At 44.8% G+C, this 26,371-nt stretch carries 21 protein-coding genes and 1 riboswitch; of the genes, 7 read left to right on the plus strand and 14 right to left on the minus strand.

The genetic code is table 11. The features are described 5' to 3' along the window. Positions 1-30 precede the first annotated feature (30 nt). The 5 genes from DFP77_RS06245 to DFP77_RS06265 form a co-directional block, all read right to left on the minus strand. A complete protein-coding gene (locus DFP77_RS06245) occupies positions 31-915 on the minus strand; it encodes a carbohydrate ABC transporter permease (protein ID WP_114411418.1) in 885 nt (294 codons plus the stop codon). Then, positions 908-1,837, minus strand: a complete 930-nt coding sequence (locus tag DFP77_RS06250; RefSeq protein WP_181858502.1) for a carbohydrate ABC transporter permease — start codon at positions 1,835-1,837, stop codon at positions 908-910. The genes DFP77_RS06245 and DFP77_RS06250 overlap by 8 nt, the downstream gene beginning before the upstream one ends. Positions 1,838-2,016: 179 nt before the next feature. Continuing rightward, on the minus strand, positions 2,017-3,264 hold the full coding sequence (locus tag DFP77_RS06255) for an ABC transporter substrate-binding protein (RefSeq protein ID WP_114411419.1): 1,248 nt from the start codon (positions 3,262-3,264) through the stop codon (positions 2,017-2,019). A 241-nt stretch (positions 3,265-3,505) separates the two neighbouring features. Continuing rightward, on the minus strand, positions 3,506-4,972 hold the full coding sequence (locus tag DFP77_RS06260) for an ATP-binding protein (protein WP_114411420.1): 1,467 nt from the start codon (positions 4,970-4,972) through the stop codon (positions 3,506-3,508). After that, the gene (locus DFP77_RS06265; RefSeq protein ID WP_114411421.1) at positions 4,962-5,696 is read right to left on the minus strand and encodes a response regulator; all 735 of its coding nucleotides are present in this window, start codon (positions 5,694-5,696) and stop codon (positions 4,962-4,964) included. Before DFP77_RS06265 ends, DFP77_RS06260 begins: the two co-directional genes overlap by 11 nt. Before the next feature lie 228 nt (positions 5,697-5,924). Here DFP77_RS06265 and DFP77_RS06270 point away from each other — a divergent pair, with 228 nt between their 5' ends. From DFP77_RS06270 to DFP77_RS06300, 7 genes are all read left to right on the plus strand, one after another. Beyond that, the gene (locus DFP77_RS06270) at positions 5,925-6,896 is read left to right on the plus strand and encodes a carbohydrate kinase family protein (RefSeq protein WP_114411422.1); all 972 of its coding nucleotides are present in this window, start codon (positions 5,925-5,927) and stop codon (positions 6,894-6,896) included. Between the two features lie 458 nt (positions 6,897-7,354). Continuing rightward, a complete protein-coding gene (locus DFP77_RS06275; RefSeq protein ID WP_114411423.1) occupies positions 7,355-8,707 on the plus strand; it encodes an ABC transporter substrate-binding protein in 1,353 nt (450 codons plus the stop codon). A gap of 111 nt (positions 8,708-8,818) precedes the next feature. After that, positions 8,819-9,829 (plus strand): carbohydrate ABC transporter permease, encoded by a 1,011-nt coding sequence (locus DFP77_RS06280; protein WP_114411424.1) that lies wholly within the window; start codon positions 8,819-8,821, stop codon positions 9,827-9,829. A 1-nt stretch (position 9,830) separates the two neighbouring features. Continuing rightward, on the plus strand, positions 9,831-10,973 hold the full coding sequence (locus DFP77_RS06285) for a carbohydrate ABC transporter permease (protein ID WP_114411425.1): 1,143 nt from the start codon (positions 9,831-9,833) through the stop codon (positions 10,971-10,973). Between the two features lie 71 nt (positions 10,974-11,044). Beyond that, positions 11,045-12,139 (plus strand): ABC transporter ATP-binding protein, encoded by a 1,095-nt coding sequence (locus tag DFP77_RS06290; protein WP_114411426.1) that lies wholly within the window; start codon positions 11,045-11,047, stop codon positions 12,137-12,139. 66 nt (positions 12,140-12,205) lie between these two features. Next, positions 12,206-13,825, plus strand: a complete 1,620-nt coding sequence (locus tag DFP77_RS06295; protein ID WP_114411427.1) for an alpha-glucosidase — start codon at positions 12,206-12,208, stop codon at positions 13,823-13,825. A 106-nt stretch (positions 13,826-13,931) separates the two neighbouring features. Further along, positions 13,932-14,993 carry a LacI family DNA-binding transcriptional regulator gene (locus DFP77_RS06300; RefSeq protein ID WP_114411428.1) on the plus strand — a complete coding sequence of 354 codons (1,062 nt, stop codon included), beginning with the start codon at positions 13,932-13,934 and terminating at the stop codon, positions 14,991-14,993. A gap of 4 nt (positions 14,994-14,997) precedes the next feature. On the opposite strand, the gene DFP77_RS06305 is transcribed toward DFP77_RS06300, so the two are convergent. The 9 genes from DFP77_RS06305 to DFP77_RS06345 form a co-directional block, all read right to left on the minus strand. Further along, positions 14,998-15,714 carry a 3'-5' exonuclease gene (locus DFP77_RS06305; RefSeq protein ID WP_114411429.1) on the minus strand — a complete coding sequence of 239 codons (717 nt, stop codon included), beginning with the start codon at positions 15,712-15,714 and terminating at the stop codon, positions 14,998-15,000. Beyond that, positions 15,715-17,571: a DUF294 nucleotidyltransferase-like domain-containing protein gene (locus DFP77_RS06310; RefSeq protein ID WP_114411430.1), complete on the minus strand. Its 1,857-nt coding sequence runs from the start codon at positions 17,569-17,571 to the stop codon at positions 15,715-15,717. Positions 17,572-17,598: 27 nt separating this feature from the next. Further along, the gene (locus tag DFP77_RS06315) at positions 17,599-18,165 is read right to left on the minus strand and encodes a TMEM165/GDT1 family protein (RefSeq protein ID WP_114411431.1); all 567 of its coding nucleotides are present in this window, start codon (positions 18,163-18,165) and stop codon (positions 17,599-17,601) included. Positions 18,166-18,171: 6 nt separating this feature from the next. After that, positions 18,172-18,370: riboswitch (yybP-ykoY riboswitch) on the minus strand. Between the two features lie 69 nt (positions 18,371-18,439). Next, on the minus strand, positions 18,440-20,023 hold the full coding sequence (locus tag DFP77_RS06320) for a BCCT family transporter (protein ID WP_114411432.1): 1,584 nt from the start codon (positions 20,021-20,023) through the stop codon (positions 18,440-18,442). A gap of 418 nt (positions 20,024-20,441) precedes the next feature. Further along, entirely contained in the window at positions 20,442-21,611 is a 1,170-nt protein-coding gene (hemW, locus tag DFP77_RS06325) for a radical SAM family heme chaperone HemW (protein ID WP_114411433.1), read from the minus strand. Further along, positions 21,608-22,231: an RdgB/HAM1 family non-canonical purine NTP pyrophosphatase gene (gene rdgB, locus DFP77_RS06330; protein ID WP_114411467.1), complete on the minus strand. Its 624-nt coding sequence runs from the start codon at positions 22,229-22,231 to the stop codon at positions 21,608-21,610. The genes hemW and rdgB overlap by 4 nt, the downstream gene beginning before the upstream one ends. A gap of 83 nt (positions 22,232-22,314) precedes the next feature. Beyond that, positions 22,315-22,908, minus strand: a complete 594-nt coding sequence (metW, locus tag DFP77_RS06335) for a methionine biosynthesis protein MetW (protein WP_114411434.1) — start codon at positions 22,906-22,908, stop codon at positions 22,315-22,317. Next, complete coding sequence (gene metX, locus DFP77_RS06340) at positions 22,908-24,065, minus strand: homoserine O-succinyltransferase MetX (RefSeq protein WP_114411435.1); 1,158 nt, start codon at positions 24,063-24,065, stop codon at positions 22,908-22,910. The genes metW and metX overlap by 1 nt, the downstream gene beginning before the upstream one ends. A gap of 202 nt (positions 24,066-24,267) precedes the next feature. Beyond that, on the minus strand, positions 24,268-26,154 hold the full coding sequence (locus DFP77_RS06345; RefSeq protein WP_114411436.1) for a methyl-accepting chemotaxis protein: 1,887 nt from the start codon (positions 26,152-26,154) through the stop codon (positions 24,268-24,270). Positions 26,155-26,371 lie beyond the last annotated feature (217 nt).

Here is a 26,371-nt window from a genome sequence, read left to right on the forward strand (position 1 = left end):
ATCGTTGTTCGCTAGGTTGCTAAACCACTGTTAGCCTTTTACAGCACCAGCCGTTAAGCCACGGACGAAGTATTTTCCTGCGAACACGTAAACAGCCAGTGTTGGTAGGGCTGCGATAATAGCGGCGGCCATATCGACGTTGTATTCCTTACCACCGAAGCTGGTGTTTACCAAATTGTTCAAGGCCACTGTTACTGGCTGAGTATCAAAACCAGAAAAAGCCACACCAAATAAGAAGTCATTCCAAATTTGCGTAAACTGCCAAATGACGGTTACGACGATAATCGGCGTAGAGACTGGCAAAATAATGCGATAGAAAATAGTAAAAAAGCCAGCACCATCAAGGCGAGCCGCTTTTACCAATTCACCTGGAATTGACTGATAAAAGTTACGGAAGAACAAGGTTGTAAAAGCGATACCGTAAACCACATGTACGAAGACTAACCCCGATGTGGTATTAGCAATTCCCAACCAGCCTAGCGTTTGTGCCATTGGCAACAAAATAACTTGGAATGGAATGAAACAACCAACCAACATGGCGGCAAAGAAGAAATCGCTACCACGGAATTTCCATAGGGAAATAACGTAACCGTTTAGTGCACCAACCAAAGTTGAGATAGCTACGGCTGGCAAGACGATTTGAAACGAGTTCATGAAGTAAGGCGAGATACCGCCACAGCTACCGCCAGTACAGGCACTTGACCAAGCTTTTGACCAAGAATCGAAATTCAAGGAAGCAGGCAAAGACAGCAGTGTTCCAGTTCGAATCTCTTCAACGTCTTTAAGTGAGGTTAATAACATGACGATAAAAGGCATCAAGTAAAACGCAGCTACGACGATTAATACCGTGTACAAGGCAACGCGTAATGCTTTGTCTAGGCCAGATGTTTTACGGCCAACAGCTTTATTACTCATGGCGTTTACCTCGCAACTCAGAATACAAATAAGGAACCAAAATCGCCAAGACACAACCTAGCATCACCATAGCAGACGCCGAACCTAAGCCGATTTGGCTACGGGTAAAGGTGTAGGTGTACATGAAGTTAGCAGGCAGATCGGATGCGTAACCTGGTCCACCATTGGTTAACGCCGCCACCAAGTCGAAACTCTTAATCGCAATGTGCGATAGAACGACCAAGGCACTGAAGAAGACAGGTTTAAGTGATGGCAAAATAATACGACGGTAAGTCGTAAATGTGCTTGCGCCATCAAGGTGTGCGGCTTTAATAAGATCACCATCTACGCCACGAAGTCCGGCTAGGAACAACGCCATGACGAAGCCAGAGGCTTGCCAAACGGCCGCGATAACCAAACAGTAAATAACCATGTCTGGATTAATCAACCAATCGAATTTGAAGTTTTCAAAACCAAAGTCGATCATCATTTTTTCTAGACCGTTGGTTGGGTTAAGTAACCATTTCCAAGCGGTACCTGTGACGATGAAAGAAATCGCCATCGGATAAAGATAAATAGTACGGATCGCGCCTTCGGCACGAATCTTTTGATCCAAGAAAATGGCTAAAGTCACGCCAAGGAACAAACAGATAGCAATAAACAAACCACCGAAGATCCCAAGGTTGGATAGGGCTACCATCCAGCGGTCGTTGTTGAATAGGCGCTCGTATTGGTCAAAGCCGACAAAATTGTACGACGGCAACATACGAGAACCAGTGAAAGAGAGAACGGCTGTCCAAATCATGTAGCCGTAAATGCACACCAAGGTAACAATTACCGTTGGCGCCATGACGATTTTAGGCATCCAATCTGCCAGGCTGAGGCGCGCAGGACGTCCTGACTGAGTCGGCCCTGACCCAGTATTGGCGGCTTTAGTGTTCATATTTGATGCTTCACTATAGAAGAGAGTGCGATAAAACGACTGCGCTTGATGGAGTGGTATTAAACCTAATTCATCTTTACTCGTGTTGTTTCTGGCATTCTCTAAGAAATATTAAGAAGAGGCTGGTCAGAGGACCAGCCTCGTATGCTTATCTACAAACGATGTTTGCAAACGTGATCTTACATACTTGCTTTTACTGCACGTGCTAGCTTGTCTACAGCTTCTTTAGATGTCATAGACTCATCGTTGAAGAAGTTAGTCACAACGTCAAAGATAGCGCCTTGAACCATAGAGTTTGCAGCCATACCGTGAGCCATACTTGGCACTAGGTTGCCAGTAGTAGAGCTTGCTAGGAAAGCATCCATAGATGCGTGTGCACAGGTATCAAATTTTTCACGTGGCATGTTCAAACGAACAGGGATAGAACCCTTATTCAAGTTGAATGTTTCTTGGAATTTAGGCTCAAGAATCAAACGAGCAAGGTCTTTTTGAGCTGCTTGTTTTTCTTTGCCGTCTACTTTAAACATAGCAAGAGAGTCTATGTTGAAAGTAAAAGAGCCGCTTGTGCCTGGTGCTGGGTAACAAACGTAATCGATACCCGCTTTTTTGCCCGCTGCAGTGAACTCGCCTTTCGCCCAGTCACCCATGATTTGCATTGCTGCATCGCCATTGATAACCATAGAAGTAGCAACGTTCCAATCGCGACCAGAAAAACCTGGGTCAACGAACTCACGCATTTGCTTGAAAGTATCAAACACGTCGATCATGTCTTGGCTACGTAGCGTTTTGTCAGACAAACCGATGAAGGCGCTGTTGTAGAATTTCGCGCCTTTTGCCAAAGCAATTGCTTCGAACAAAGTCGCGTCTTGCCAGTTCTGACCACCATGTGCAAGTGGCGTGAAACCCGCTGCTTTGATTTTTTTCGCTTCTACGATGAACTGTTCCCATGTTGTAGGGATAGATGCGCCAGATTTACGGAATACTTCTGGGTTTGCCCACATCCAGTTTACGCGGTGAACGTTTACTGGTGCTGCAACGTAATTACCGTCGTATTTCATTGTATCGCTAACGACTTGAGGAAGGATAACGTCCCATTCGCCTGCTTCTGCCACATCGTCAAGGTTTGTTAGGAAACCAAGATCACCCCATTCTTGAATGGTTGGGCCTTTAATTTGAGCAGCGGAAGGTGGGTTGCCAGAAATGGCACGAGATTTTAGAACGGTCATAGCAGATTCACCACCGCCACCTGCGACTGCGAAGTCTTTCCAAGTGTGGCCAGCGTCTACCATTTCTTCTTTAAGTACATTGATCGCAGCGGCTTCGCCACCTGATGTCCACCAATGTAGAACTTCTACCTCACCAGCCTGAGCAGTAGCCGCGGCTAGAGAAAGTGCAACTGTGGTTAAACCGAAAGCAATTTTTTTCATGATAGTAACCTTTGTTATTGTTATTGCGTCTAATCAAAATCATCTAGTGTTTTGATATTGCGTTATTTTTGTATCGACCTCGCTGTCTGAAGACCAGCTTAAGCGAGTGTTCGAGTTACAGAATTTAGCAAAGGATCTGACAAGGGGGGGTAAAGTAGAGCAACCTATTGTAACAAAGTCTTGCAAGGTTGCTTTTTATTGCCGACTTTATTGCTATTTTTTTGCACAAAAGTCCGTGAAATCAGTGTCTTGGTAGCCAAAGCTTGGCTTCAAGTCCTTGTTGTATATTATTGTTCAATGTTACTTCACCGCCATGAGCGCGGGCAATATTTCGTGCAATACTCAGCCCCAATCCCATTCCACCTGGGTGACCGGAGTGATCTGGAGTAAGACGAGTATAGGGTTGAAAGACTTTGTCAATTTTATCTATTGGAATGCCTGGACCTTGGTCACAAATACGAATACAGACTTCGTCTTCATCATCTTCAATGTACACAATGGCGGTTTTTCCGTAATACAGTGCGTTATCAACTAGGTTCCCCAAACAGCGTTTGATTGCGAGAGGTTTACCTATAAATGGGTGCTCCAGTTCACCAACAACGGTGAGTTTCACATCGTGTAAATTGGCTGCAGTTTGCATGTCTCGTAACATGCGGGAGATATTTACCTCGATACGATTTTCATGGATATCGGTTTCTTTCACACTTTGTAGTGCGCCTTTCACCAACATGTCTAGGTCTTCTAAATCGCGAATCATAGCGTCGCGCGTATCGTCTTCGTCGAGCATTTCTGCACGCAATCGTAGGCGAGTGATTGGGGTTTTTAAATCATGTGATATAGACGCAAATAACCTTTCTCGGTCATTTAAATAACGCTGGATACGACGCTGCATATCATTAAAGGCTTTGGCAGTGTTACGAACTTCGACACTGCCCACTTCCTTTATCGGTTTCCAGTCGCCTTGTCCAAAGCGTTCTGCTGCTCGAGCCAAGGTCGCCAGCGGACGAGTGACACGGCGCAGAATAACAATGCTCAGCAAGAGTACGGTGATGACCGACATCGCCATGGAAAATAAGCGGTCGCCAGTGAGTGCCGAGTTGCCCTCTAGAAAATACGGGTCTGGCATAAGACTCGCTAAATACAGCCAGTCTTTGTCGTTGATAGGGATTTGAATGACAATAATCGGTGGAGTAAGAGGTTTTACTAATAAACTATGGTGTCCCCATCGCTCTGGTAAATCCACGAGGCGAGTGTGGTTATTGATGACATGTAAATCGCTCGGGCTGGAAAAGGCAATATGAGCATTACGGATACCTAATTGCTTCACCAGTGTCGATTGCACCTCGTTTTTCACAATATTTTTGAGAGGTGAGTCGGGAATGTTGTTGATGAGGATTTCTTCTTTGTTGAGGGTAACAAAGAAACGTGTGCCCCCCATGTCTTGTAACTGGTCAATGACAATGTGGCGATAATTGGTTGGTAAGGATTTGAAGTAACTGACAGTCGCGGCAATACGAAAGGCCATGTGCTTAGATACTTCACGGACGTTTTGTTCGGTGTCAGATTCGAGTTGGCGTAGCCATATTGTTGAGCTGATGAACTGAGCGCTAGCAACTCCTAGCGCCATAATAATCAAGATTTGTCCTGTTAGTGATTGTGACCAGCGCTTAATGCGTGAGCTTGTGCTTTCAGCGTTGTTATTGGACATCACTGAGAACTTCGACGTTGGCGGTTAGGATGTAGCCTTGACCACGGATAGTTTTTATTAGTTGGGGCTGACGCGCGTCTTCATGCAAGCGTTGGCGTAAGCGGCTGACATGGACATCAATAAAGCGATCCAATGGCGCGCTGTCGCGTCCGCGGGTATTTTCAGCAATCAGCTCGCGAGTGAGTACCGCTCCCGGGTGAGTCAAAAACAACATGAGCAAATTATAATCGGCGCCAGATAAGGATTCTTTCTTATCATCAAAGTGCAGTTCCCGTGACAAGGTATCCAAGGAGAACTGAGCGAACCGATAAAAACGGTGGCTTACGGGCGTTATTTCAACGACTTCGGTGTGTTCCATACGACGCAAAATCGCTTTAATGCGCGCCAGTAATTCGCGGGGATTAAAAGGTTTTGCTAAGTAATCATCGGCGCCAATTTCTAGGCCAATAATACGATCCATTTCATCAGAGTTGGCGGTCAGCATGATCACAGGAACTTGTGAAAGAGCGCGCAAAGAACGACATACAGCAAAGCCATCTTGCCCTGGAAGCATGATGTCTAATATGACAAGGTCTATGTCTTGCTCTGCGCGAAAATTAGCCAAGAACGCTTCGCCGGAGTCGGCGGTAAGTACGTTAAATTGGTGCTTTTCTAAATATGTTTTGAGCAGGGTGCGGATCTCGTCGTCATCGTCTACAACATAGATACATTTTGCGTTGGTCATTCTTTTGCTCGGTGGAAGTGTTTATAGAGACCTGCGAACAGGTTTCATTTTGTGTAAAACCGTCTGTTAAGTTTCGAGTCTAGCAAGAAAGTGAGAGTGAACCAATTGTTCAAATGACGTGGCGACGTTTCGTCAATTAAATAAATTAAATTGATTTAAGGCTTTTCCACCTGCATAATTTTTCAACTATCCTTATTTTTACCCACGTATTTAAAAGAGAACACAATAATGACAACAAAAGTGATGGCATTCGGTGAAGCCTTAATCGACTTTCTTTCAAATGGAGCAACCAAAGCCGGAGAGCTTGAATCTTTTACGAAGTTTCCTGGCGGTGCTCCAGCGAACGTTGCTGTTGCTGTGGCTCGCTTAGGTGGCAATAGTCACTTTGTAGGTCAAGTTGGTGATGATGCGTTTGGTCATTTCTTGAAAGCATCCCTTGATGATTATGGGGTAAATACCAGCAATATGCTGATGACCAAAGAAGCCAAAACAGCGCTGGCCTTTGTGAGTCTGGACCAAACAGGTGAGCGTAGCTTTGAATTCTACCGAAGCCCTTCCGCTGATATTTTGTTTCGCGAGAAGGATTTTGATGCGGCTTGGTTTGCGGGGGGCAAAGGCGTTTTTCATACTTGTTCCAATACATTAACCGATGCAGATATTACTAAAGCCACCTTGGTGGGTGTCGGCATGGCGCGTTCTGCCAATTGGATTGTCAGCATTGATGTTAATTTACGTGTGAACCTTTGGCCCAATGGGCAAGTCGATACCAAGCGCGTGATTGATTGGATGCAAAGTGGCGATGTGGTGAAAGCTAGCCTTGAAGAACTGGCCGTGCTTGCGGAAGACCCGTTTGCTTTGATCGAGCAATCACTGGCAGCGGGTGTTACCTTGTTTGTGTTAACCGATGGCGGCAATCCAATCCGCTTCTACACACAGGCACATGGTGTTAGTGAAGTGATTACGCCGAAAGTCGAGGTAAAAGACACCACTGCTGCGGGAGATGCCTTTGTTGGAGGTTTACTTTATAAGCTGGCTGAGCAAGGTGGAGATCGTGCGGCATTGGCAGAGCTATCGCAGCAGCAGCTTATCGCCATTGTCCGCTTTGCTGCGGCTTGCGGTGCGGACTCTGTGACCAAATTAGGCGCGTATCCTTCTTTACCCACTGTGGCAGAAGCTGAAACGCAATTGGCGAAGTTCTAGTTTAACCGACATTGATCTAGGTCATTGGCTCATCGTTTAGTTAAACGGTTAAGAAGACGATAAAATTGTTTTGTTACCTATGAAGCGCAGTTTGTCTGCGCTTTTTTATGCCTAAATCCTGATCTCAAATTTAGCAAGAATTGAGAATGAAGCACGTATGAAATGTTCGATAAATGAGCAATAACTTGCTGAATTCAGAGAGAAAACCCTATATTGTTTGTTTTTTATACAGGTTGGTGCGAATAGATTAGATTCGCATTTTCATAATATCCAACTAAATTTAGTAATTAATTAAGTCAATATTAAGGATGCTAAGTGCTTGAAGCGCGGGTTTTGTTTGTTAATAATCAAATTCCTTCTTAATCCTTATAGAAGACATGTTTAGTGTGTTTCGACCTACGATAATAAAAACAAAGGCGTACTAGGGGAGGATTCCCAGTGTGCCGTAAGGAGCTATGATGAAAAAGTCTCTATTGTCTGCGGCGGTAGCCCTGACGCTTTCCGCAAATGCTGTGCATGCAGCTGATCTTATGTTTACACCTGGTGAGGACTCTCGCTTTAGCTGGAGCAGCTATGATGCGTTGAAGTCTACCAAGTTGTCTGGTGAAACCATTTCTGTATTTGGCCCTTGGATGGGTGACGAGAAAGGTAACTTTGAACGTGTTGTTGCGTATTTTGAACAAGCCACTGGCGCTAAAGTAAATTACGCGGGCTCAGATTCCTTTGAGCAACAAATTGTGATTGATGCCCAAGCGGGCAGTGCACCTAATATTTCTGTTTTCCCTCAGCCAGGCCTAGCGGCAGATTTAGCTGCGAAAGGCTTTATAGCGCCACTTAGCGATACCGTAAAAAATGCTGTAGTGAACGATTATGCTGCGGGGCAGTCTTGGGTGGACTTAGCGAGCTTTAAAAATCAAAAGGGTAATAAAGAGTTCTTCGGTGTTTTTTACCGTGCTGATTTGAAGTCTTTGGTTTGGTACTCGCCAGATAACTTCCAAGATGCTGGCTATGATGTGCCTGAAACTATGGAAGACCTAAAGTCACTTACTGAACAGATTGTTGCTGATGGCGGCACTCCTTGGTGTATCGGACTGGGTTCTGGTGCTGCAACAGGTTGGCCTGCAACAGACTGGGTAGAAGACTTAATGTTGCGTACACAACCTGCCTCTGTTTATGACAAATGGGTAACCAACGAAATTAAGTTTGATGACCCTCGTGTTGTTGGTGCGATTGAGGAGTTTGGTTGGTTCGCTCGTAATGATGACTTTGTGGATGGCGGAGCTGGCGCGGTATCTTCTACTGACTTCCGTGACAGCCCTAAAGGCTTATTCCAATCGCCTCCTAAATGTTACTTGCATCGTCAAGCGTCTTTCATTCCGGCGTTTTTCCCAGAAGGTACTGAGCTTGGTTTAGACGCTGACTTCTTCTATTTCCCATCGTATGAGTCTAAAGACCTCGGTAATCCAGTTTTGGGTGCGGGTACTTTGGTAAGTATTACGAATGATTCAAAAGGCGCGCGAGCTTTTATTGACTTCATTCGTTCTCCAATCGCTCATGAATTGTGGATGGCGCAAACAGGTTTTATTTCGGCTCATTTGAAAGCCAATCCTGAAACCTATGCGAGTGAAACAGCGAAGAAGCAAGGTGAGATCCTGCGTTATGCAACCACGTTCCGCTTTGATGCGTCTGACTTGATGCCGGGTAAAATCGGTGCAGGCTCTTTCTGGACTGGAATGGTGGATTACACTGGCGGTAAAGACGCAAAAGAAGTTGCTAATGATATTCAAAAAACATGGGATGCGTTGAAATAAGCTAGCTAAAAGCCTCTAAACGAGTGATCGTTTAGAGGCTTTATTATTTGTTGTTCACATTACCAGATGGCCCTTGGGTGATCTGTTTGTTCTAAGTATTTTGGAGTTTATATGGCTCAGCTCGCTTCCGCGTTAGTGACCATGCTTTTGGGTGTACTGGGATGTGCTGTGTATTTTTACGGTTCTAATATCCTATTGGATAAAGTGTTTCCGACAAAAAGTGGACCTGCTCAAAAAGTCGCTCGAAATCTGCGTATTTCCAATACCATTCGTCCTTGGCTGTTTTTAGGCCCAGCGGTATTGTTGCTGACGTTTTACCTATTTTATCCCGTTATCGACTCCATTCGCTTGTCTTTCTTTGACCGTAGCGGCGACGAGTTTGTTGGTATTTCAAACTACGTGTGGCTATTTGGCAGTGATGAGTTTTTTGAATCCTTCCGTAACAACATGTTGTGGCTAATTGTTGTGCCCACAGCAGCGACGTTTTTTGGTTTGGTTATCGCCACCATGACAGACCGTATCTGGTGGGGAAATATTGCGAAAAGTCTGATTTTTATGCCGATGGCTATTTCGTTTATCGGTGCATCGGTTATTTGGAAATTCATCTACGATTTTCGCAGTGGCGGTGATGCTCAAATTGGTTTGCTCAATGCCGTTGTGGTGTTCTTTGGTGGTGAGCCACAAAATTGGATCACGATTCCTTTCTGGAACAACTTCTTTTTGATGATCATCCTAATTTGGATTCAAACCGGTTTTGCGATGGTTATTTTGTCTGCTGCGCTACGCGGAATCCCCGATGAGACCATTGAGGCAGCGGTATTAGATGGTGCTAACGGCGTACAGATTTTCTTTAAAATTATGGTGCCGCAAATTTGGGGAACCATTGCTGTTGTTTGGACGACGATCACCATTTTGGTTCTTAAGGTGTTTGATATCGTGCTGGCGATGACAAATGGTCAATGGGATACGCAAGTCTTAGCGAATCAAATGTTTGATTGGATGTTCCGTGGTGGCGGCGATTTTGGTCGTGGCGCTGTGGTTGCTATTGTGATTATGGTGTTGGTTATCCCTATTATGATTTGGAATATTAAGCGTGCGAACGCAGAAATGGAGGGGCGTTAATATGATTGCATCATCGAAACGTTCCCCGTTGACTTACTTGGTACACGCCACTGTGTTGTTTTTGGTGGTGATTTGGACTATCCCAACAGCAGGGTTATTTGTTTCCTCTATCCGTGACAAAGACCAGTTGTCTGTGTCTGGCTGGTGGACGGCACTATCGACTTCTGAACAGCGTATTGTTGACCGTGCGAATGGTCCGAAAACTCAAACCCAAGAGGGTGATCAGTTCGTTATTCGCGGTAATTTGTTGACGAACTCATCTGCAGTTATCACGCAGTTTGGTTTTAGCTCATTAGATCCTGAAGCATTTGCCGCGGGAACCTTGGCTGAAATGAGGAATGGTCAGACATTACAAGTGATGGCGAATGGTGACTACGCTCTTGCTTCCCCTGCGCAATGGAAGGGATCTCGAGGACAACGAATTTTTTATACGGCAGAAGTGCCTCCGCGTTTTACCTTGGACAACTATCGTGAGGTGTTGAGTGCTGAAGGTTTAGGCCAATCGTTCCTAAACTCCTTAACGGTGACGATTCCTGCGACGATTATTCCTATTTTAGTGGCGGCGTTTGCTGCGTATGCATTGGCTTGGATGCGTTTTCCAGGCCGAGCGTTATTGGTCGCTGCAGTAGTGGGCTTGTTGGTAGTGCCACTGCAAATGTCGTTGATTCCTTTGTTAAAAAGCTACAATTTGATTGGTGAATTCTTTGGTGTTGGTTCAAAAACCTATGTAGGGATTTGGCTGGCGCATACGGGATTTGGTCTGCCTTTAGCGATTTATTTATTACGTAACTATATCGCCGGACTGCCGAGTGAAATCATCGAGTCAGCTCGTGTGGATGGGGCGTCAGACTTCGATATTTTCCGCAAAATCATTTTGCCCTTGTCATTTCCTGCGTTGGCCTCGTTTGCCATTTTTCAATTTCTTTGGGTATGGAACGACTTGCTAATCGCCATGGTTTTCTTGGGAAATAATGAAGAGCATTTGGTCTTAACCGGTCAGCTGCGAGAGCTACTAGGGTCTCGAGGTGGTAATTGGGAGATTCTGACGGCGTCGGCGTTTATTACCATTATTGTTCCTTTGTGTGTCTTCTTCAGCTTACAGCGCTATTTAGTGCGCGGTTTGTTGGCAGGTTCTGTGAAATAACACCCGTTGCGCGAGTGAGTTGAGCTTGGCTCCTCACTCAAAGTACGTATTTAGATTGAGGCGATTGAATCATGGCAGATGTAAAGTTAACCCATGTTAAAAAGATTTATTCCAATAAAGTGGAAGTGTTAAAAGACATCAATTTAGACATTAAAAAAGGCGAGTTTATCGTTTTTGTTGGGCCTTCAGGCTGCGGCAAGTCAACCTTGTTGCGCATGATCTCTGGTTTGGAAGAAATTTCAGCAGGTACTTTAGAGATAGATGGTCAGGTGGTGAATGATATACCGCCGGCACTGCGCGGCATTGCGATGGTTTTTCAAAGTTATGCCTTGTATCCGCATATGTCGGTGTACGACAACATGGCGTTCAGTCTACAGATCGCTAAGGTCGGTAAAGAGAGCATTGACCAGCAGGTGCGTAAAGCGGCTGATATGTTGCAACTCACTCCTTACTTGGATCGATTGCCAAAAGCACTATCCGGTGGACAGCGTCAGCGTGTGGCGATTGGGCGTGCGATTGTTCGTCGACCTAAAGTATTTTTGTTTGATGAGCCTTTGTCGAACTTGGATGCAGCATTGCGTGTCGCGACTCGTATGGAAATTGCTAACTTAAAAGACAGCATGCCGGACTCAACCATGATTTATGTGACCCATGATCAGGTGGAAGCTATGACCTTGGCGGATCGTATCGTGTTGTTGTCTGCGGGTAACATTGAACAGGTGGGGTCGCCATTAGACTTGTATGAGCATCCAGCTAATGTCTTTGTTGCTAAGTTTATTGGTTCGCCAGCAATGAATGTGGTGCCTTGTCGTATCGAGAAAACCGGCGAGCAAACCCAGGTGTCTTTATCTTCTACCGTTATGGTTGAAACTCCCATTATTACTGGCAGCAGCGAGCAAGCTAAAGCGGCATTCTTTGGCATTCGGCCAGAAGATTTATTGGTTGTAGCGACTGAGGCTGAAGGCTTCTTATCAGGTCAGGTAACGTTTGTTGAGTCCTTAGGTGAAGCAACTTTACTGTACGTCACTGTTCCAGGCTGTGAAGAAATGGTGATTGCGAAGCAAGCGGGTACCTTGAAAACTCAACGTGGAGACACTGTCCATCTGTCTGCTTTGCCTGAAAAAATGCATTTATTTGATGATAAAGAAGTGTCTTATCGTCGTTAATCATTTGAATTCTTTTTATTGGAGCACTGTGTTGCTCCCTGTTTTAGTTGTTTATGGAGAGCCGTTATGACGACCAGTTTGAATTGGTGGAAAGGTGGAGTGATTTACCAGATTTACCCACGTAGCTTTATGGATGCGAATGGCGATGGTATTGGTGATTTAGCGGGTATTACGAGTAAGCTTGATTACGTAGCGTCATTGGGTGTGGATGCAATTTGGTTGTCGCCTATTTTTACATCGCCAATGAAAGATTTTGGTTACGATGTGTCAGACTATTGTGATATCGATCCTATGTTTGGCACGTTAGCGGATTTTAAAGCCTTAATTGACCGTTCTCATGAGTTAGGCCTCAAGGTTATGATCGATCAGGTTATTAGTCATTCTGCAGATGCCCACCCTTGGTTTGAAGAAAGTCGACAAGATAAAACCAATCCTAAAGCCGATTGGTATGTATGGTCGGACCCAAAACCAGATGGCTCACCACCAAATAACTGGTTATCTATTTTTGGTGGTAGTGCATGGAAGTGGGACAGTCGTCGTTTGCAGTATTATCTGCATAATTTCTTGGAGTCTCAGCCTGATTTTAATTTCCATAACCCTGATGTACGTAAAGCACATTTAGATAATATGCGTTTTTGGTTAGATATGGGGGTTGATGGTTTCCGTTTGGATACGGTGAATTTCTATTTCCACAGTGAAGGTTTGGAAGATAATCCTCCTGTACCCGCTGGTGAGCCAAAAACTATGGGGGCGCCACACGATAATCCTTATACTTACCAACGTCATGTATACGATTTGAGCCGCCCAGAAAATCTCGATTTTCTAAAAGACATGCGTGCCATGATGGACGAATATCCGGGTACGACAACAGTGGGCGAAATTGGTGACGATTTTCCACTCAAGCGCATGGCGGAATACACTTCTGGTGGCGACAAGCTACATATGGCGTACACCTTTGATTTTTTGAATAAACCACATACGCCAGACTATATTCGTGATGTGTTGAAAAACATGCAGGAAATTGTGGGCGATGGCTGGCCATGTTGGGCGTTGTCAAACCACGATGTAGAGCGTTCTCGTACTCGCTGGGGGGCTAATGAAGATGGTGAAGCCTACCCTTTGGTTGCTTTAGCGCTTATTTTATCTCTACGTGGTAGTGTGTGTTTGTATCAAGGTGAAGAGTTAGGTTTACCTGAAGCGGATGTGCCGTTTGAACGAATTCAAGATCCTTATGGCATTCCATTGTGGCCTGTATTTAAAGGCCGTGACGGTTGTCGTACGCCAATGGTGTGGGATAAGTCACTATTAGGTGGTTTTTCTACGGTAGAACCTTGGTTACCTGTATCTAAAGAGCAGTTACCTTTGAGCGTGGCTGAGCAGGAAGCGAATCCAGATGCACTATTGCATAAGGTGCGTCAGCTGATTCATTGGCGCCAACAGCAACCAGCACTGGTTAATGGTGAGTTATCACAGCGTGACGTGAACAATGCTCAATTAGTTGCTTTGGTTCGTGAATATCAAGGTGAGCGTTTGCTTGTGGTGTTGAATATGACAGGAGAGTCGCAACAAGCGACTGTAGGGGCTGATATCATGACTGAACTACAAGGACATGGCTTTGTGTCAACGTTGAATGGCCAAACCTTGACGTTACCAGCGTATCAAGCGTTTTTCGCTAAGCTTTCTTAAACCTCTCTGCTATACGACATTCTGTTTTAGTAACAAACAAGCCGATTTTTGGGAGACCTAAATCGGCTTGTTTGTCGTTGTTATTTTGCAATTATGGACAGTGAGCATGACAAAAAATATAAAAAAGCTGACTTTAAAAGATGTCGCAGAGCGCCTGAAGGTGTCTACGGCAACTATTTCAAATGCGTTCAATCGCCCAGATCAATTATCGGCTCATTTGCGTGAAAACATTCTGAGTGAATGTGAAAAAATGGGCTACTTTGGCCCTAATGCCGCTGCTCGAAGCTTGCGAACAGGGCGAACAGGCATTGTTGGTATAGTGCTCTCGGATGACTTGAGTTATAGCCTAACTGACCCCGTTGCGAATCAGTTTCTGAAGGGCATGGCGGAAGTCTTTGAAGCCAATGAATACAATATGTTACTGCTGTCGTCTGACCATGTGGAACAAGATGCACAAAGTCGGATGCAGTCTTCTATGGTGGATGGTTTTATCGTTTACGGCCACAAACCTCAGCAATGTATTAACGCTCCTTGGTTAATGCCGAATAAAAACATCATTACAGTAGACAGTTTTATTCCAGGTACTACGTCGGTCAACATTGAAAACCACAGTGGTGCTTATCGTGTGGCAAGCCATGCGTTGCAGCACAAACCTGAGGCCGTCGCCATTTTAGGATTGAGCTTGTTGGATACAGATCGCGTTTGTCGTATCCGAGAAGATGAGCTATTTGATCGTGCAGCGTCGATTTCTATTCAGCGCTTGCATGGTTACTTCGAAGCCTTGGAAGAGCATCAATTATCGGTGGCCTCTGAGTATATATGGAATATTCCAGAGAATAATCATAAGCAGGCGTATCAAGCCGCCCGCGAAGCATTAACCATGGCGAAACGTCCACAGTTGTTACTGTGCATGAGCGACTGTATTGCTATTGCTGCAGTGCAAGCCGCTTTGCATTTAGGTTTGCGAGTGCCTGAAGATTTACAGGTCGTGGGCTTTGATGGGATTGCGGAAAGTGCCAATATTCACCCTTCGATCACCACAATCCACCAGCATACAGTGGAAAAAGGTCGCGTGGCAGCCGAAGTGTTCTTAGGACTTAGAGAGGCCAGGGACGTGGTATTAGAAACCGAATTGGTCGTCCGTGAGAGCTGCCCCTCGATTATATAGAGCCTTACATCCAATAATTTGAAATGTCAGCTTCGGGGTCCATGTGATAAGAAATCTGTGCTTGCAGTAGTTCCGCCGATGACAAGGCATCTGTGAGTGCGTGATGAGCCTTGTAGCGAGGCAGTTTATAACGTTGTCGACACGCGTCTAAACGCAGCGATGGTCGTCTGCCAAAGCGCTGCCACCAAGGTTTGAAGGTCGCTTGGCGCTCAATATCCATGGTATCAAGTACCGGAAAGTACAGCGGATAACCGTAGGCTTTCATTGAGGCTTCGAGTAGAAACTGTCGCTCTATAGAGACGCAATGCACAACAACCACTTGATTTGTTAACGCGATGAGTATCTCGTCTAAAATAGCATTCAAAGAGGGCGCTCCGGCCAACTCAGCATGGGTTATTTCATGAATCGTTACGGATTCAGCGTTCAATGAATGCTCTGGTTTTGCCATCCAGTATTTCGCACCTTGGCAGCGAATGATCTTGCTGCTTAGTGGGATCAAACCAAGGCTGATAATCTCGTCTTGGTGTGGGTCAAGCCCTGTTGTTTCCAAGTCCAACGCCAGTAAAGGCGCGTCTTTCAGAGAAGTGTTGGCAGCAATCATACCAGCTTGGTAATAACGTTTTAATGGGCCTTCAGGTGCTTCTTCAGCCCATTGCGCAAACATTTCCTGCCAGTCTTGAATCTCTTCTTCTTTTTTATTTTTCAATACGTGTTTTGACATTTAACTACGCTTCCCTGCATATCGGAATTTGATGAACTCCTGTTGGCGAGAAACGATGTGGAATGCATCGCGCAAATGACGCTTTTCAAATGAAGAAAGATGTTCTGGGTTAACGTGATTATTTGGCTCTTCGCCTGCTTCAATCTGCTCTTTTTGGTTGCGAATTCGTACCATGCCGATCATCTCTAGTGCCAAAGCAAGATCTTTGGCTCGACCACCTGGTAACAAGCCTGCCGCTTCGATGTCTTCTATTCGCTCCAAGGTGTTGAGTTTGTCGCTCCCGCAGGCAAGGGCGTGTACTCGGACAATGTCGATAATCGGAGCAATGCCTCGTTCTTTTAAGTTGAAGGTACGTGACTGCTTGCCTTCACCGTCTAAGACAAATTGTCTAAAGAAGCCAAGCGGTGGTTTGCGCTGGTTGGCGTTTCTTGCCATAAAGGTTAAGAAGCCAGAGTGCTGTTGAGCTTGTTGACGTATGTGTTGGTTCAGCTGTTTGGCGAGAGTTTTGTCTCCATAGATACCGCGTAAATCAAAGAAAATAGACATACGCAACAAGGCTTCCGCTTTGGGTTTTTGTATCCAATCGCTAAAGTATTCTTGCCACACTTTTAACGGCTGACGCCAGCGTGGGTTAGACGCCATGATATCGCCAGTACAAAGTGTGTAACCACATTCGTCAAGGTTCCGACATACCCAGTCACTTAATGCTTCAAAGTACTCACCATGGAGCTTCTTATCATATTTATCGCTTAAAATAAGAGCGTTGTCTTGGTCTGTTTTAATGGTTTGCTCTTCACGTGCTTGTGAGCCAAGTGCAATAAAGCAATAGGGTACTGGTGGCGGTCCGTATATCTCTTCTGCCAATTGCAAAAGTCGTTTCACAAAGGCGGTGCCAATATGCGACATGGCATTACCGATCATTTGCGTATTGGCATCTGCGACCACAAGTTGGGTGAAAGTATGGGTCATTTTTTGACTGATGCTTTTTAAGCCTTCAATGCTGGTTTGCTTATAAATATCACTGATCAGATAGACACTGCCATGGCTTTCTTTTTGAATGATGTCGCCTGTGCTGACAACGCCAATAGGTCGACCGTTTTTGACGATTGGGATATGGTGAACGTTGCGCTCCATCATTTTTAGCACAGCTTCTGATGCATAGTCACCGCTGTCCATGACGATAGGGTCGCGCGTCATTATTTCTGATACCGGAGTGTCGTAAGCCAGACCTTGAGCCACTGCTCGTGTGCGCAAATCTCGATCTGTAAGTATGCCTATAAGTTCGTCGTTGTCAGTAATTAATAAACTAGAAACACGGTGCTCTGCCATGATTTGAGCGGCGACACGAATGTTTGAGTCTATGTGTGTGCTGATCGGAGGTCGTCTTAATAAGCTGACGACAGGGCACGTCATTAAGGAGACATCCGAATTTTGCGCATCCATGGCAGCACGTAATCTTGCTTCGCGAGCCAGCTGGAAAAAATCAGAAAAATTATCATTTTCTTGATGCAGTTTGAGGAACCAGCGAGCAGGAATACGATACAAAAGGCTATCTTCAATGGTTCGCATCGCCTGAGAGGATTTACCGCCACGTAAAATAGAGGCGTAACCAAACAGCTCACCTTCGTTCATACGTCGAATTAACTTTTTCTCTTTGCTGAGAATCTCTATTGCACCGCTACGAATAAAGAACAAGGTGTTGTTCAGTGCACTTTGAGCGATAACCATTTCCCCAGCGCGAACATACTGGATCTCTATTTCTTTCGCCATATCATTAAGTTGCGGGTCGTCTGCAATTTCATTGAATGGGGCATGTTGGCAAAGCGCTTCAAGTATTTCTGTTAATTCGACGTCCATAATACATTCCTGTTTATTAGAGCCTTTTTATTGAAGTAATGGCGAAGCAATGGTCACTGCGCCTAAGATAAGAAACAACAAACAAGCAAGCTGACGAGTTCGGTCAGCATTTATTCTATCCATGATCCAGTTGCCAGCAAAGACAACAGGCACATTGGCTAACATCATGCCAATAGTGGACCCGAGCAATACCATCCAGACACTGCCGTAGTGTGCGCCTAGCAAAACTGTGGCAATTTGAGTTTTGTCACCAATCTCTGCAAGAAAAAATAATACAAAGGTGGCGCCAAATGCACCGAATTTCAGCATGCTATTATCATCACTGTCGTCTTTGTCTGGAATCAATAGCCATAGACCCACCGCTATAAAGCTTAGACCAACTACCCAGCTAATGGCACTTTCTGGAATCCATTGTGCGACCTCAACACCAATCCAAGCCGATAATGCATGGTTGAGTAATGTGGCGGCAAGAATACCAAGGACAATAGAGGATTTAGACGCGAAGCGCGTAGCAAGGAATAGAGCGAGAAGTTGGGTTTTATCTCCCATTTCCGCGAGAGCGACAGTGGAGACTGATGTGAGTAGTGCTTCCATTTGATAGGTCCTAGGTGGGCAATAAAACGAAAGACAACAAACCTGAGCCCACCTGAGCCAAGTCATTGTCTTAAGTCTCACCAATCCCAACGATTTATTATCGAGTCAGGACTTCTTTGCCATGAGCTTGAGGCTCAATTATGTTGACAAAGAATCTTTGCAGTTTGTATGTGCAAAGAAGATTACTCCCCTAAGAGGACGCAGAGAATATAGCATTTATATTAAAAATACAACGCGGTCAGACACTGCTGTCCGCGTTGCTCTGCAATATAAATTATTTGTACAAGTGCATATCGCTATGTAGACCTTTCCATAGACTTACACACATGACCAACATGAGCAAAGTAAACGGTAGGCCAATGGTAATGGCTGCAGCTTGGATAGCACCAAGTGCTTCAGAACCACCACCAACAAGCAATGCAATCGCAATGATACCTTCTAGGACCGCCCAGAAAACACGTTGGATCATTGGTGCGTCAGTTTTACCACCAGCGGTAATACCATCGATAACCAAAGAACCAGAGTCTGAAGAGGTTACGAAGAATACCAACACAAGAATGATACCAACGAAGGAAATCACAGACGTCATTGGTAGGCTGGCAAACATTTGGAACATAGCTAGAGAAGAATCAGAAATTCCGTTTGCTAATGCACCAATGCCATTTGCAGATTGATCTAGAGCTGATCCGCCAAAAATAGACATCCAGACAAGAGAAACAACTGTTGGAACCAATAGAACAGCTACAAGGAACTCACGAACAGTACGACCACGAGAAACGCGCGCGATAAACATACCGACAAATGGTGACCAGGAAATCCACCAAGCCCAGTAGAATACAGTCCAACCGTGGTAGAAAGTAGTATCGTCACGGCCAATCCAGTTACTTAATGGAATGATGTTTTCAACGTAGTTTAAGAAGTAAGAGCCCATTGCCGCAAAGATAGCGCCAGTGTTACCAACGATCACGATGAAGATTGCTAATACGGCCGCAATGATCATGTTCACGTTAGACAGTAGTTTTACACCGCCTTCAAGACCACGAGCTACCGAAATAATGGCAACCGCAGTGACACCTAAGATGACAATAATTTGTGTCGTTAGCGTATTTGGAATATCAAAAAGGAAGTGAAGGCCACTTGTTGCTTGTAGCGCGCCAAAACCTAGCGAAGTTGCTAGACCAAAGATAGTCGCAATAACCGAAATAACATCGATTACGTGACCGATGCCGCCCCAAACTTTCTCACCGAATAATGGGTAAAAAGCAGAACGAATCGTAAGAGGAAGACCTTTGTTATATGCAAAGAAAGCCAAAGACAAACCAACTACAGCGTAAATAGCCCATGGGTGAAGGCCCCAGTGGAACATAGTTGCGCCCATTGCTAAATCTCTTGCTTCCGGTGTGTTGGCTGTGACATCAAAAGGTGTGCCGTACCAACCGGTGTAATAGCCAACAGGCTCAGCCACACTCCAGAACATCAGACCGATACCCATACCTGCTGCGAACAGCATAGAGAACCATGTGATCGTTGAATGTTCTGCACTTGCTTCGGTGCCACCAAGACGGATTTTACCGAGAGGAAGAAGGATTAGTAGCAAACAAAAGAGAACGAAAATATTACCTGCAACCATAAAGAACCAATCAAAATTATTGATCGACCAATTCTTTGCACCGGATAAAATGACACTTGCATCAGCAGGGAACAAGATACTGCCGATGATAAATGCGAAAATGATTACAGCGCTAGTACTAAAGACTGGGTTCAATACATCTAGGCCAAGAAACTGAACGTTATCTTGTCCCACCTTATACGATGTATTGTATTCTGCCCGACCATTGTCAGGTACTTTGTTAGTCATAAATCTTCTCCCGAATTAGTGAAAACTTTTCCCGAATTTTTTGCTTATATAGCCATGCCATGTGTCAGGGACTCTTGGTACGTTATTTAAACGAAAACCCACATGAATATTTTTTGCACAATACTGCTAATCAACATTAAGAGAATTCATAACATCAAATTGTTCTGAACGCGACGTTTTTGGAACCATTTCAACAGTTTCCGTCAGTCTTAGTATCATTTGAGTTTTCGTTTAAATTTTTGTCTGTTTAAGCCTTTTTCCTGTCAATAAGGACTGACTATTTAAGCTAGCGTAACTCGACGTTAAAGCTTTGAAAGAGAACAAAAAAGGCCATCGATGATGGCCTTTTTTGTTCTTAACTGGTTAAGAGTTACATCAATATGTTTAGATGTCAAATTATAGTAAACAAATTGACCGGCTAAGGAAGGAATAATTCAAGCAACTCGTTGAGGAATAATTTGCCTTTTTCGGTGGTTTTTATGCTCTGTTTTTTCCACTCATCAGCGTCTAAAAAACCTTGTTTTATTGCTATCTCACAGGCTTTGATTAGAGCGTCAGGCACATTTTGATAAGTGAATCGTTCATAATCCTTTAAATCAAAGGTTTCAAACAAGCGCAGACGATTCATCATGAACTCAAGAGGAAGGTCTTCTTGTTCTATGGCTTCTTTAATGACCAAGGCTTCAGGTAGATTATTTAAGTAATGATTTGGGTGACGGGTCTTTCGTGTACGAAATATTTGACCATTAACCAATGTGATCTTTCCATGAGCGCCCGCGCCAATTCCGATGTAATCACCGAAGCGCCAATAATTCAGGTTGTGCGCTGCACGATGATGTTCTTTTGAGTTTGCTGATACCTCGTATTGCGCATAACCATGCTTATTAAGCAGCTCTTGTCCTGCATCTTGAATGCCCCACAAAGTATTGTCTTCAGGCAGCTTTGGAGGGCGGCGGTAGAACTCGGTGTTTGGTTCAATCGTTAACTGATACCAAGACAAGTGCTCAGGATTCAGTTCGATAGCAAGCGACAGGTCTTCTAATGCCATTTCAAGGCTTTGATCGGGTAAACCATGCATCAAATCTAGGTTGATATTATCGAAGCCGGCGGCTCTAGACTTATCCACAGCGTGTATCGCTTCCTCACGGTTGTGGATTCTTCCTAGGGTTTTCAACAGGTTTGGTTGAAAACTTTGAATACCAATTGATAAGCGATTGATGCCGGCTTGGCGAAAATGACGAAATTTTTCTTGCTCAAAGGTGCCTGGGTTGGCTTCCATGGTGATTTCAGCATTGTCTGCCCATGTCAGCTTGCCGCGTAGCGCATCCATGAGTCGATAATAAAAATCTTCGCTCATTAAGCTTGGCGTACCACCACCAATAAAAGCCGTTTGGATTGGTCGTCCAGCGACATAAGGCAAATCGGCGTCTAGATCGGCTAGAAGCTGCGCCAAATAAGCGTCTTCTGGAAGCTTGCCATTGGCTTCAAAGCGATCTGCTTGATGGGAGTTGAAGTCACAATATGGGCACTTACGCACGCACCAAGGTAAATGTATGTATAAACTTAGCGGTGGTAACTGGGTGCTCAAAATGGCGTACCTTGCTGTACAGATGGTTGTTTTTGGAAAGCACTAAAAAGCTGCTTTAAGGCTTTGGCACGATGGCTAATTTGGTTTTTTACTTCTTTTGGCAAGCTGGCGGCACTGCAAGCGCATTCTGGTACGTAAAACAAAGGGTCATAACCAAAGCCTTCCTGACCTTCCGTAGAAGTCATAATGCGGCCTTCCCAAACACCATGAAACACCAGCGGAGTAGGGTCGTCTTTGTGACGCATATAAGCTAGAACACAATGAAAGCGAGCAGTGCGTTCAAGTTCTGCTACACCCTCTAGTTTTTCTAATAACAATGCGTTATTCGCTTCATTATCGCCATGTTCACCGGCAAAACGAGCGGAGTAAATTCCCGGTGCACCATCAAGATAGTCGACTTCGATGCCAGAATCATCTGCTAAGGCTGGCAAGCCAGTATGAGCGCAAGCATTGCGGGCTTTTAAAATAGCATTCTCGATAAAACTTAAGCCCGTTTCTTCGGCTTCTTCGACGTTAAACTCGCTTTGCGGTTTTACATCAATGCCCATGTCACCCAGTAACGCATTAAATTCTTTGATTTTACCGGCATTGTTGCTGGCGAGTACGATGGTTTTATTCACGGATTTTTCCTCGATGTCGTAAAACAAAGACGGCTCTTTCGCCGCCTTGTTGCCATATTTAGTTGCTCGATTTCAATGGCTTATCATGAGCGGCTGATGTGAAATATCGCTGTTTCGCTGAATAAGTTCGGCATAGATCGAATCCACCAGTGGTCTTTTAGCTGACCATCGACTGCGGCCCAACGTAGCACTTTTATATTTTTCTCTTCACACAGGCGTTCAAAATCTTGGAAGGTAAAAAAGTGAATGTTTGGCGTGTCGTACCAGTTGTATGGCAAAAAGTCCGATACAGGCATGCGGCCTTTTAATGCCAAATGCATACGGCTACGCCAATGGCCAAAGTTCGGGAAGGTAATTATGCATTCTTTACCAATACGCAGCATTTCGTCGATCAATAAATCGGGACGACGGAACTGTTGCAAAGCATGGGTCATTAGAACGAGATCAAAACTTTGATCGTCGAAGTTTTGCAAACCTTCGTCGATATTTTGCTCTAAAACCGGAATGCCTTTTTCAATACAGGTATTCAAATCGTCATGGCCGATTTCCAAGCCATAGCCGTTTACCTGTTTATTTTGAATCAGGTGATGAAGTAATTCTCCGGGGCCACAAGCCAAATCGAGTACGCGAATATTAGGCAGTACCCATTCGTCGATTATTTCTAAATCAGAACGCATTATTTGACCTCCGTGGTTAAGCGATTGGCAACACGGGTTAAAAAGGTATTCAACACGGACATATAGCGCGGAATCGGGAATAAAAAGGCATCGTGACCTTCTGCCGCTTCTATCTTAGCGTAAGACACCTGCTTGCCAGCTTTGACGAGTGCGTTGACGATTTCTTCACTGCGCTCTGGTGAGAAACGCCAATCGGTAGTGAAGGAGACTAATAAAAATTCGCATTGCGCTCGACTTAATACTGTCGCGAGGTCGCCATTGGTTTGTGCTGCAGGGTCAAAATAATCCAACGCTTTGGTCATTAACATGTAGGTGTTGGCGTCAAAGCGTTTGGTGAAGGCTTCGCCTTGATAGCGTAAGTAGCTTTCTACTTCGAATTCAACACCGTAGTTGTATTGGTAGCTGTCATGACGCATTTGACGGCCAAATTTAGCCCCCATGGCATCGTCAGATAAATAGGTGATGTGGCCGAGCATGCGTGCCAAGCCAAGGCCATTGGTTGGCACTGAACTGTTGTCTAGGTAATTTCCATCAAAAAAGTCTGGATCACGGCGAATAGATTGACGTGCCACTTCGTTGAAGGCGATATTTTGTGTCGATAACTTTGGTGCTGAAGCCACTATCACGGCGGACTGCAAACGCGTTGGAAAGCGAATACTCCATTCAAGTACCTGCATGCCTCCTAAGCTACCACCAACGATGGCAGCAAAGGTTTGGATACCTAATAAGTTCGCTAAACGAGCTTGGCTTTCGACCCAATCTTCTACAGTGACAATTGGAAAGCTAGCTTCCCAACGTTGCCCTGTTTCTGGGTTGATGCTGGTTGGGCCTGTTGAGCCACAGCAACCGCCCAGGTTGTTAAGTGCAATAACAAAAAATTTATTGGTATCAATGGCTTTGCCAGGTCCAATCGCCGAGTCCCACCAGCCTGGTTTTTTGTCAGACATAGCATGGTAGCCCGCTGCGTGGTGATCGCCGCTGAGTGCGTGGCAAATCAAAATGGCATTGGAGGCGGCTTTATTCAGCGTTCCATATGTCTCATAGACGAGTTCGTATGATGACAGTGTTTGCCCACAAGAAAGCGTTAATGGCGTGTCGAATTGCGCAATCTGCGGCGTGACAATACCAATAGAGTCGGCTGGAATGACGTCCGGCATAGGTTTGTTTGTATCCTAATGAAAGTGCTCGAATTCCCGTGAAGAGACGTGGGAAAGTCCATCAATGAATGATGCCGTACAGTCTAGCGTTTGCGCCTAGTGTCATCAAGAGGCGGGAGGAGGAAAACATGCGCAGCAAAAAACGCTTCTATTGCCTTTTTTTGGAGTATATAGAAGCGTCTTTAAATATGTGATTGACAGGTTAAGGGAGGGTGAACACTTGTGTCTTGCTGGCCAGCTGCTCGGAGAGCTGCTGAATCTGTTTGGTTTTGTCCGCCATAATATCGATAGAGTTTGTATCTTGGTTCAGTTGTTGAGCGATTTGCTCCATTTCAGAGCTCATTTGCACCGCAGTGCTGGCAACGTCTTGGATAGCGTTCGCCATTGAGTCTGTGGATTTAGACCCAGTCATGGCATTACTCTCGATATCACGCATGGCGTCTTCTGCTTTGCTGCCATTTTCACCGATGACCTTTAAGTTGTTTTGTCCGCTTTCCATGGTGGTGATTGCTGTTTGGGTTGAATGTTGGATAGTGCTAACAATACCTGTAATTTTTGAGGTGGCATCAACTGTTTTTTCTGCTAATGCTCGCACTTCGTCGGCCACGACAGAAAAACCTCGGCCGGCTTCCCCAGCGCGAGCTGCTTCAATGGCTGCGTTTAATGCAAGAAGGTTTGTTTGGCTGGCAAGGTCATTGATCATGGCGATAACGCTATCAATATCCTTGGACAAACGGCCTAGCTCGTTCAGCTGTTGGCTGGTTGTATTAACGATCTCTACAGTATCGCTAATACTGTTCAATACCATTTTTATGGTGTCCGCACCGGATTTTGCTGACTGATAGGTCTCGCTGGAGTGGTTTTTTAGCGCGTGGGTGGTGTTCGACAATTCTGCTAAGCGATTTGATATATCGTCTGTGGCCGTTGCTAAAGAGTGGGTGCGCTGGTTTACCAAGTGGTTGCTGCCAGAGATGCTGCTTATGGTGTTATTTAAATCCGTCGACATGGAGCTGACATTATCCGTAGTCGACACTACGTCCTTTAGAACATTGCTTAATCCACTGGTCATTTCATTCAGTGACTGGCTTAGTTGGTCAAATTCGTCATTGCGCTTTGTGTTGACGATTGCTTTGGAGGACATGTCACCTTTTTTAACTTTATTAAGGTCGGAGATAATACCTTGTAGCGTGGTGTTTACACTGCGTCCAATTGCGATCATCAACAATGCTGCTACCAGAATAATGGCAATACTTACCGTTAGTAAGGTCGCGTTTGCTTGAGAGGAACTTTTTTGCGCCTCTTCTTCGGCTTCAACTAGTTTGGCTTCAATGAGTTTGTTGGTGGCTAGCTGGCCTTCTGTAAAGTTATTTTTTTGTTGCGTAAATATGTTTTCTGTCTCTTGAAGAGAGACGTATGCCTGACCATACTGCAAAATTGCTTCACGATAGGCGTTAGCCTTTACGCCATGAGTATCTTGAAAACCAAAGTTTTCGATTCGGTTGTCTAATCGAGTGAAGCTGGTGCTAAATTCTTCTAAATTATCCTCTGTAGGATCAGATAAATAATTGGCTTCCGCTTTTCGAACGTTGGTGAACTCGCGTTTTAATAAACTGAGCTTTTGAATGTCTTCACTGATTTCTGTCCCCATACTATCAATGCTGCCACGTAAGCCAGAAGAAGAGTTAAAACCAATGATGTTACGTTCGTTGATAAGGGCTACGAGCGATTGGCTGTAGAGATTGATGTGCTCTAAGCTCTCCTCAAGCGCGTTTTTTAGATCTTGGCCATTGGCTTTCTCGATGCTGGCGGTAATGGTGTTTGCATTTTGCTCTATCTGTTGGTGTGTTGTTGCCAGATATTCTTGAACGGTTTCAACCGAAACCGATCTTAATCGGTCCGCGATGTCTAGCATTTGAATGCTGAGGTTGTCGTTAGACGCTTGTATCTTGGAAAGGGATCTCAGCTCATTATTGGCTTTTTGTTGAGAAGACAGTCCGCCAATAGCCACAAAAGTGACAATGACGAGACCTAAAATTGCAGTGATCAATAGTATTAACAACTTCGTTTTAAAGGATAGGTTTAACAGCATAATTAATGACCTTCCAGCTCGTCAGTTTATAGAAATAACATGCATATAATAAATGCATAGGCTGTTTGGCTATGCAATCATCGTGCTAAAAAGTTTAAGAGGTGAGTGCGCTTAGGTTAGGGTCAAATAATTAGTCGATTTTGTTTAAAAAATGCTTTTAATTGGTGCAGGATCTAGGGAGATGAAAATATAAAAAGCCCTGTTTTGAGCAGGGCTA

The sequence above is a fragment of the Marinomonas foliarum genome (genome assembly GCF_003337275.1).
In the GTDB taxonomy this organism is placed as follows: domain Bacteria; phylum Pseudomonadota; class Gammaproteobacteria; order Pseudomonadales; family Marinomonadaceae; genus Marinomonas; species Marinomonas foliarum.

What these genes read in the sequence shown, in the direction of transcription:
- DFP77_RS06245 (WP_114411418.1), bottom strand. Translation starts at nt 915, where the DNA reads ATGAGTAATAAAGCTGTTGGCCGTAAAACATCTGGCCTAGACAAAGCA.
- DFP77_RS06250 (WP_181858502.1), bottom strand. Translation starts at nt 1,837, where the DNA reads ATGAACACTAAAGCCGCCAATACTGGGTCAGGGCCGACTCAGTCAGGA.
- DFP77_RS06255 (WP_114411419.1), bottom strand. Translation starts at nt 3,264, where the DNA reads ATGAAAAAAATTGCTTTCGGTTTAACCACAGTTGCACTTTCTCTAGCC.
- DFP77_RS06260 (WP_114411420.1), bottom strand. Translation starts at nt 4,972, where the DNA reads ATGTCCAATAACAACGCTGAAAGCACAAGCTCACGCATTAAGCGCTGG.
- DFP77_RS06265 (WP_114411421.1), bottom strand. Translation starts at nt 5,696, where the DNA reads ATGACCAACGCAAAATGTATCTATGTTGTAGACGATGACGACGAGATC.
- DFP77_RS06270 (WP_114411422.1), top strand. Translation starts at nt 5,925, where the DNA reads ATGACAACAAAAGTGATGGCATTCGGTGAAGCCTTAATCGACTTTCTT.
- DFP77_RS06275 (WP_114411423.1), top strand. Translation starts at nt 7,355, where the DNA reads ATGAAAAAGTCTCTATTGTCTGCGGCGGTAGCCCTGACGCTTTCCGCA.
- DFP77_RS06280 (WP_114411424.1), top strand. Translation starts at nt 8,819, where the DNA reads ATGGCTCAGCTCGCTTCCGCGTTAGTGACCATGCTTTTGGGTGTACTG.
- DFP77_RS06285 (WP_114411425.1), top strand. Translation starts at nt 9,831, where the DNA reads ATGATTGCATCATCGAAACGTTCCCCGTTGACTTACTTGGTACACGCC.
- DFP77_RS06290 (WP_114411426.1), top strand. Translation starts at nt 11,045, where the DNA reads ATGGCAGATGTAAAGTTAACCCATGTTAAAAAGATTTATTCCAATAAA.
- DFP77_RS06295 (WP_114411427.1), top strand. Translation starts at nt 12,206, where the DNA reads ATGACGACCAGTTTGAATTGGTGGAAAGGTGGAGTGATTTACCAGATT.
- DFP77_RS06300 (WP_114411428.1), top strand. Translation starts at nt 13,932, where the DNA reads ATGACAAAAAATATAAAAAAGCTGACTTTAAAAGATGTCGCAGAGCGC.
- DFP77_RS06305 (WP_114411429.1), bottom strand. Translation starts at nt 15,714, where the DNA reads ATGTCAAAACACGTATTGAAAAATAAAAAAGAAGAAGAGATTCAAGAC.
- DFP77_RS06310 (WP_114411430.1), bottom strand. Translation starts at nt 17,571, where the DNA reads ATGGACGTCGAATTAACAGAAATACTTGAAGCGCTTTGCCAACATGCC.
- DFP77_RS06315 (WP_114411431.1), bottom strand. Translation starts at nt 18,165, where the DNA reads ATGGAAGCACTACTCACATCAGTCTCCACTGTCGCTCTCGCGGAAATG.
- DFP77_RS06320 (WP_114411432.1), bottom strand. Translation starts at nt 20,023, where the DNA reads ATGACTAACAAAGTACCTGACAATGGTCGGGCAGAATACAATACATCG.
- metW (WP_114411434.1), bottom strand. Translation starts at nt 22,908, where the DNA reads ATGCGTTCTGATTTAGAAATAATCGACGAATGGGTACTGCCTAATATT.
- metX (WP_114411435.1), bottom strand. Translation starts at nt 24,065, where the DNA reads ATGCCGGACGTCATTCCAGCCGACTCTATTGGTATTGTCACGCCGCAG.
- DFP77_RS06345 (WP_114411436.1), bottom strand. Translation starts at nt 26,154, where the DNA reads ATGCTGTTAAACCTATCCTTTAAAACGAAGTTGTTAATACTATTGATC.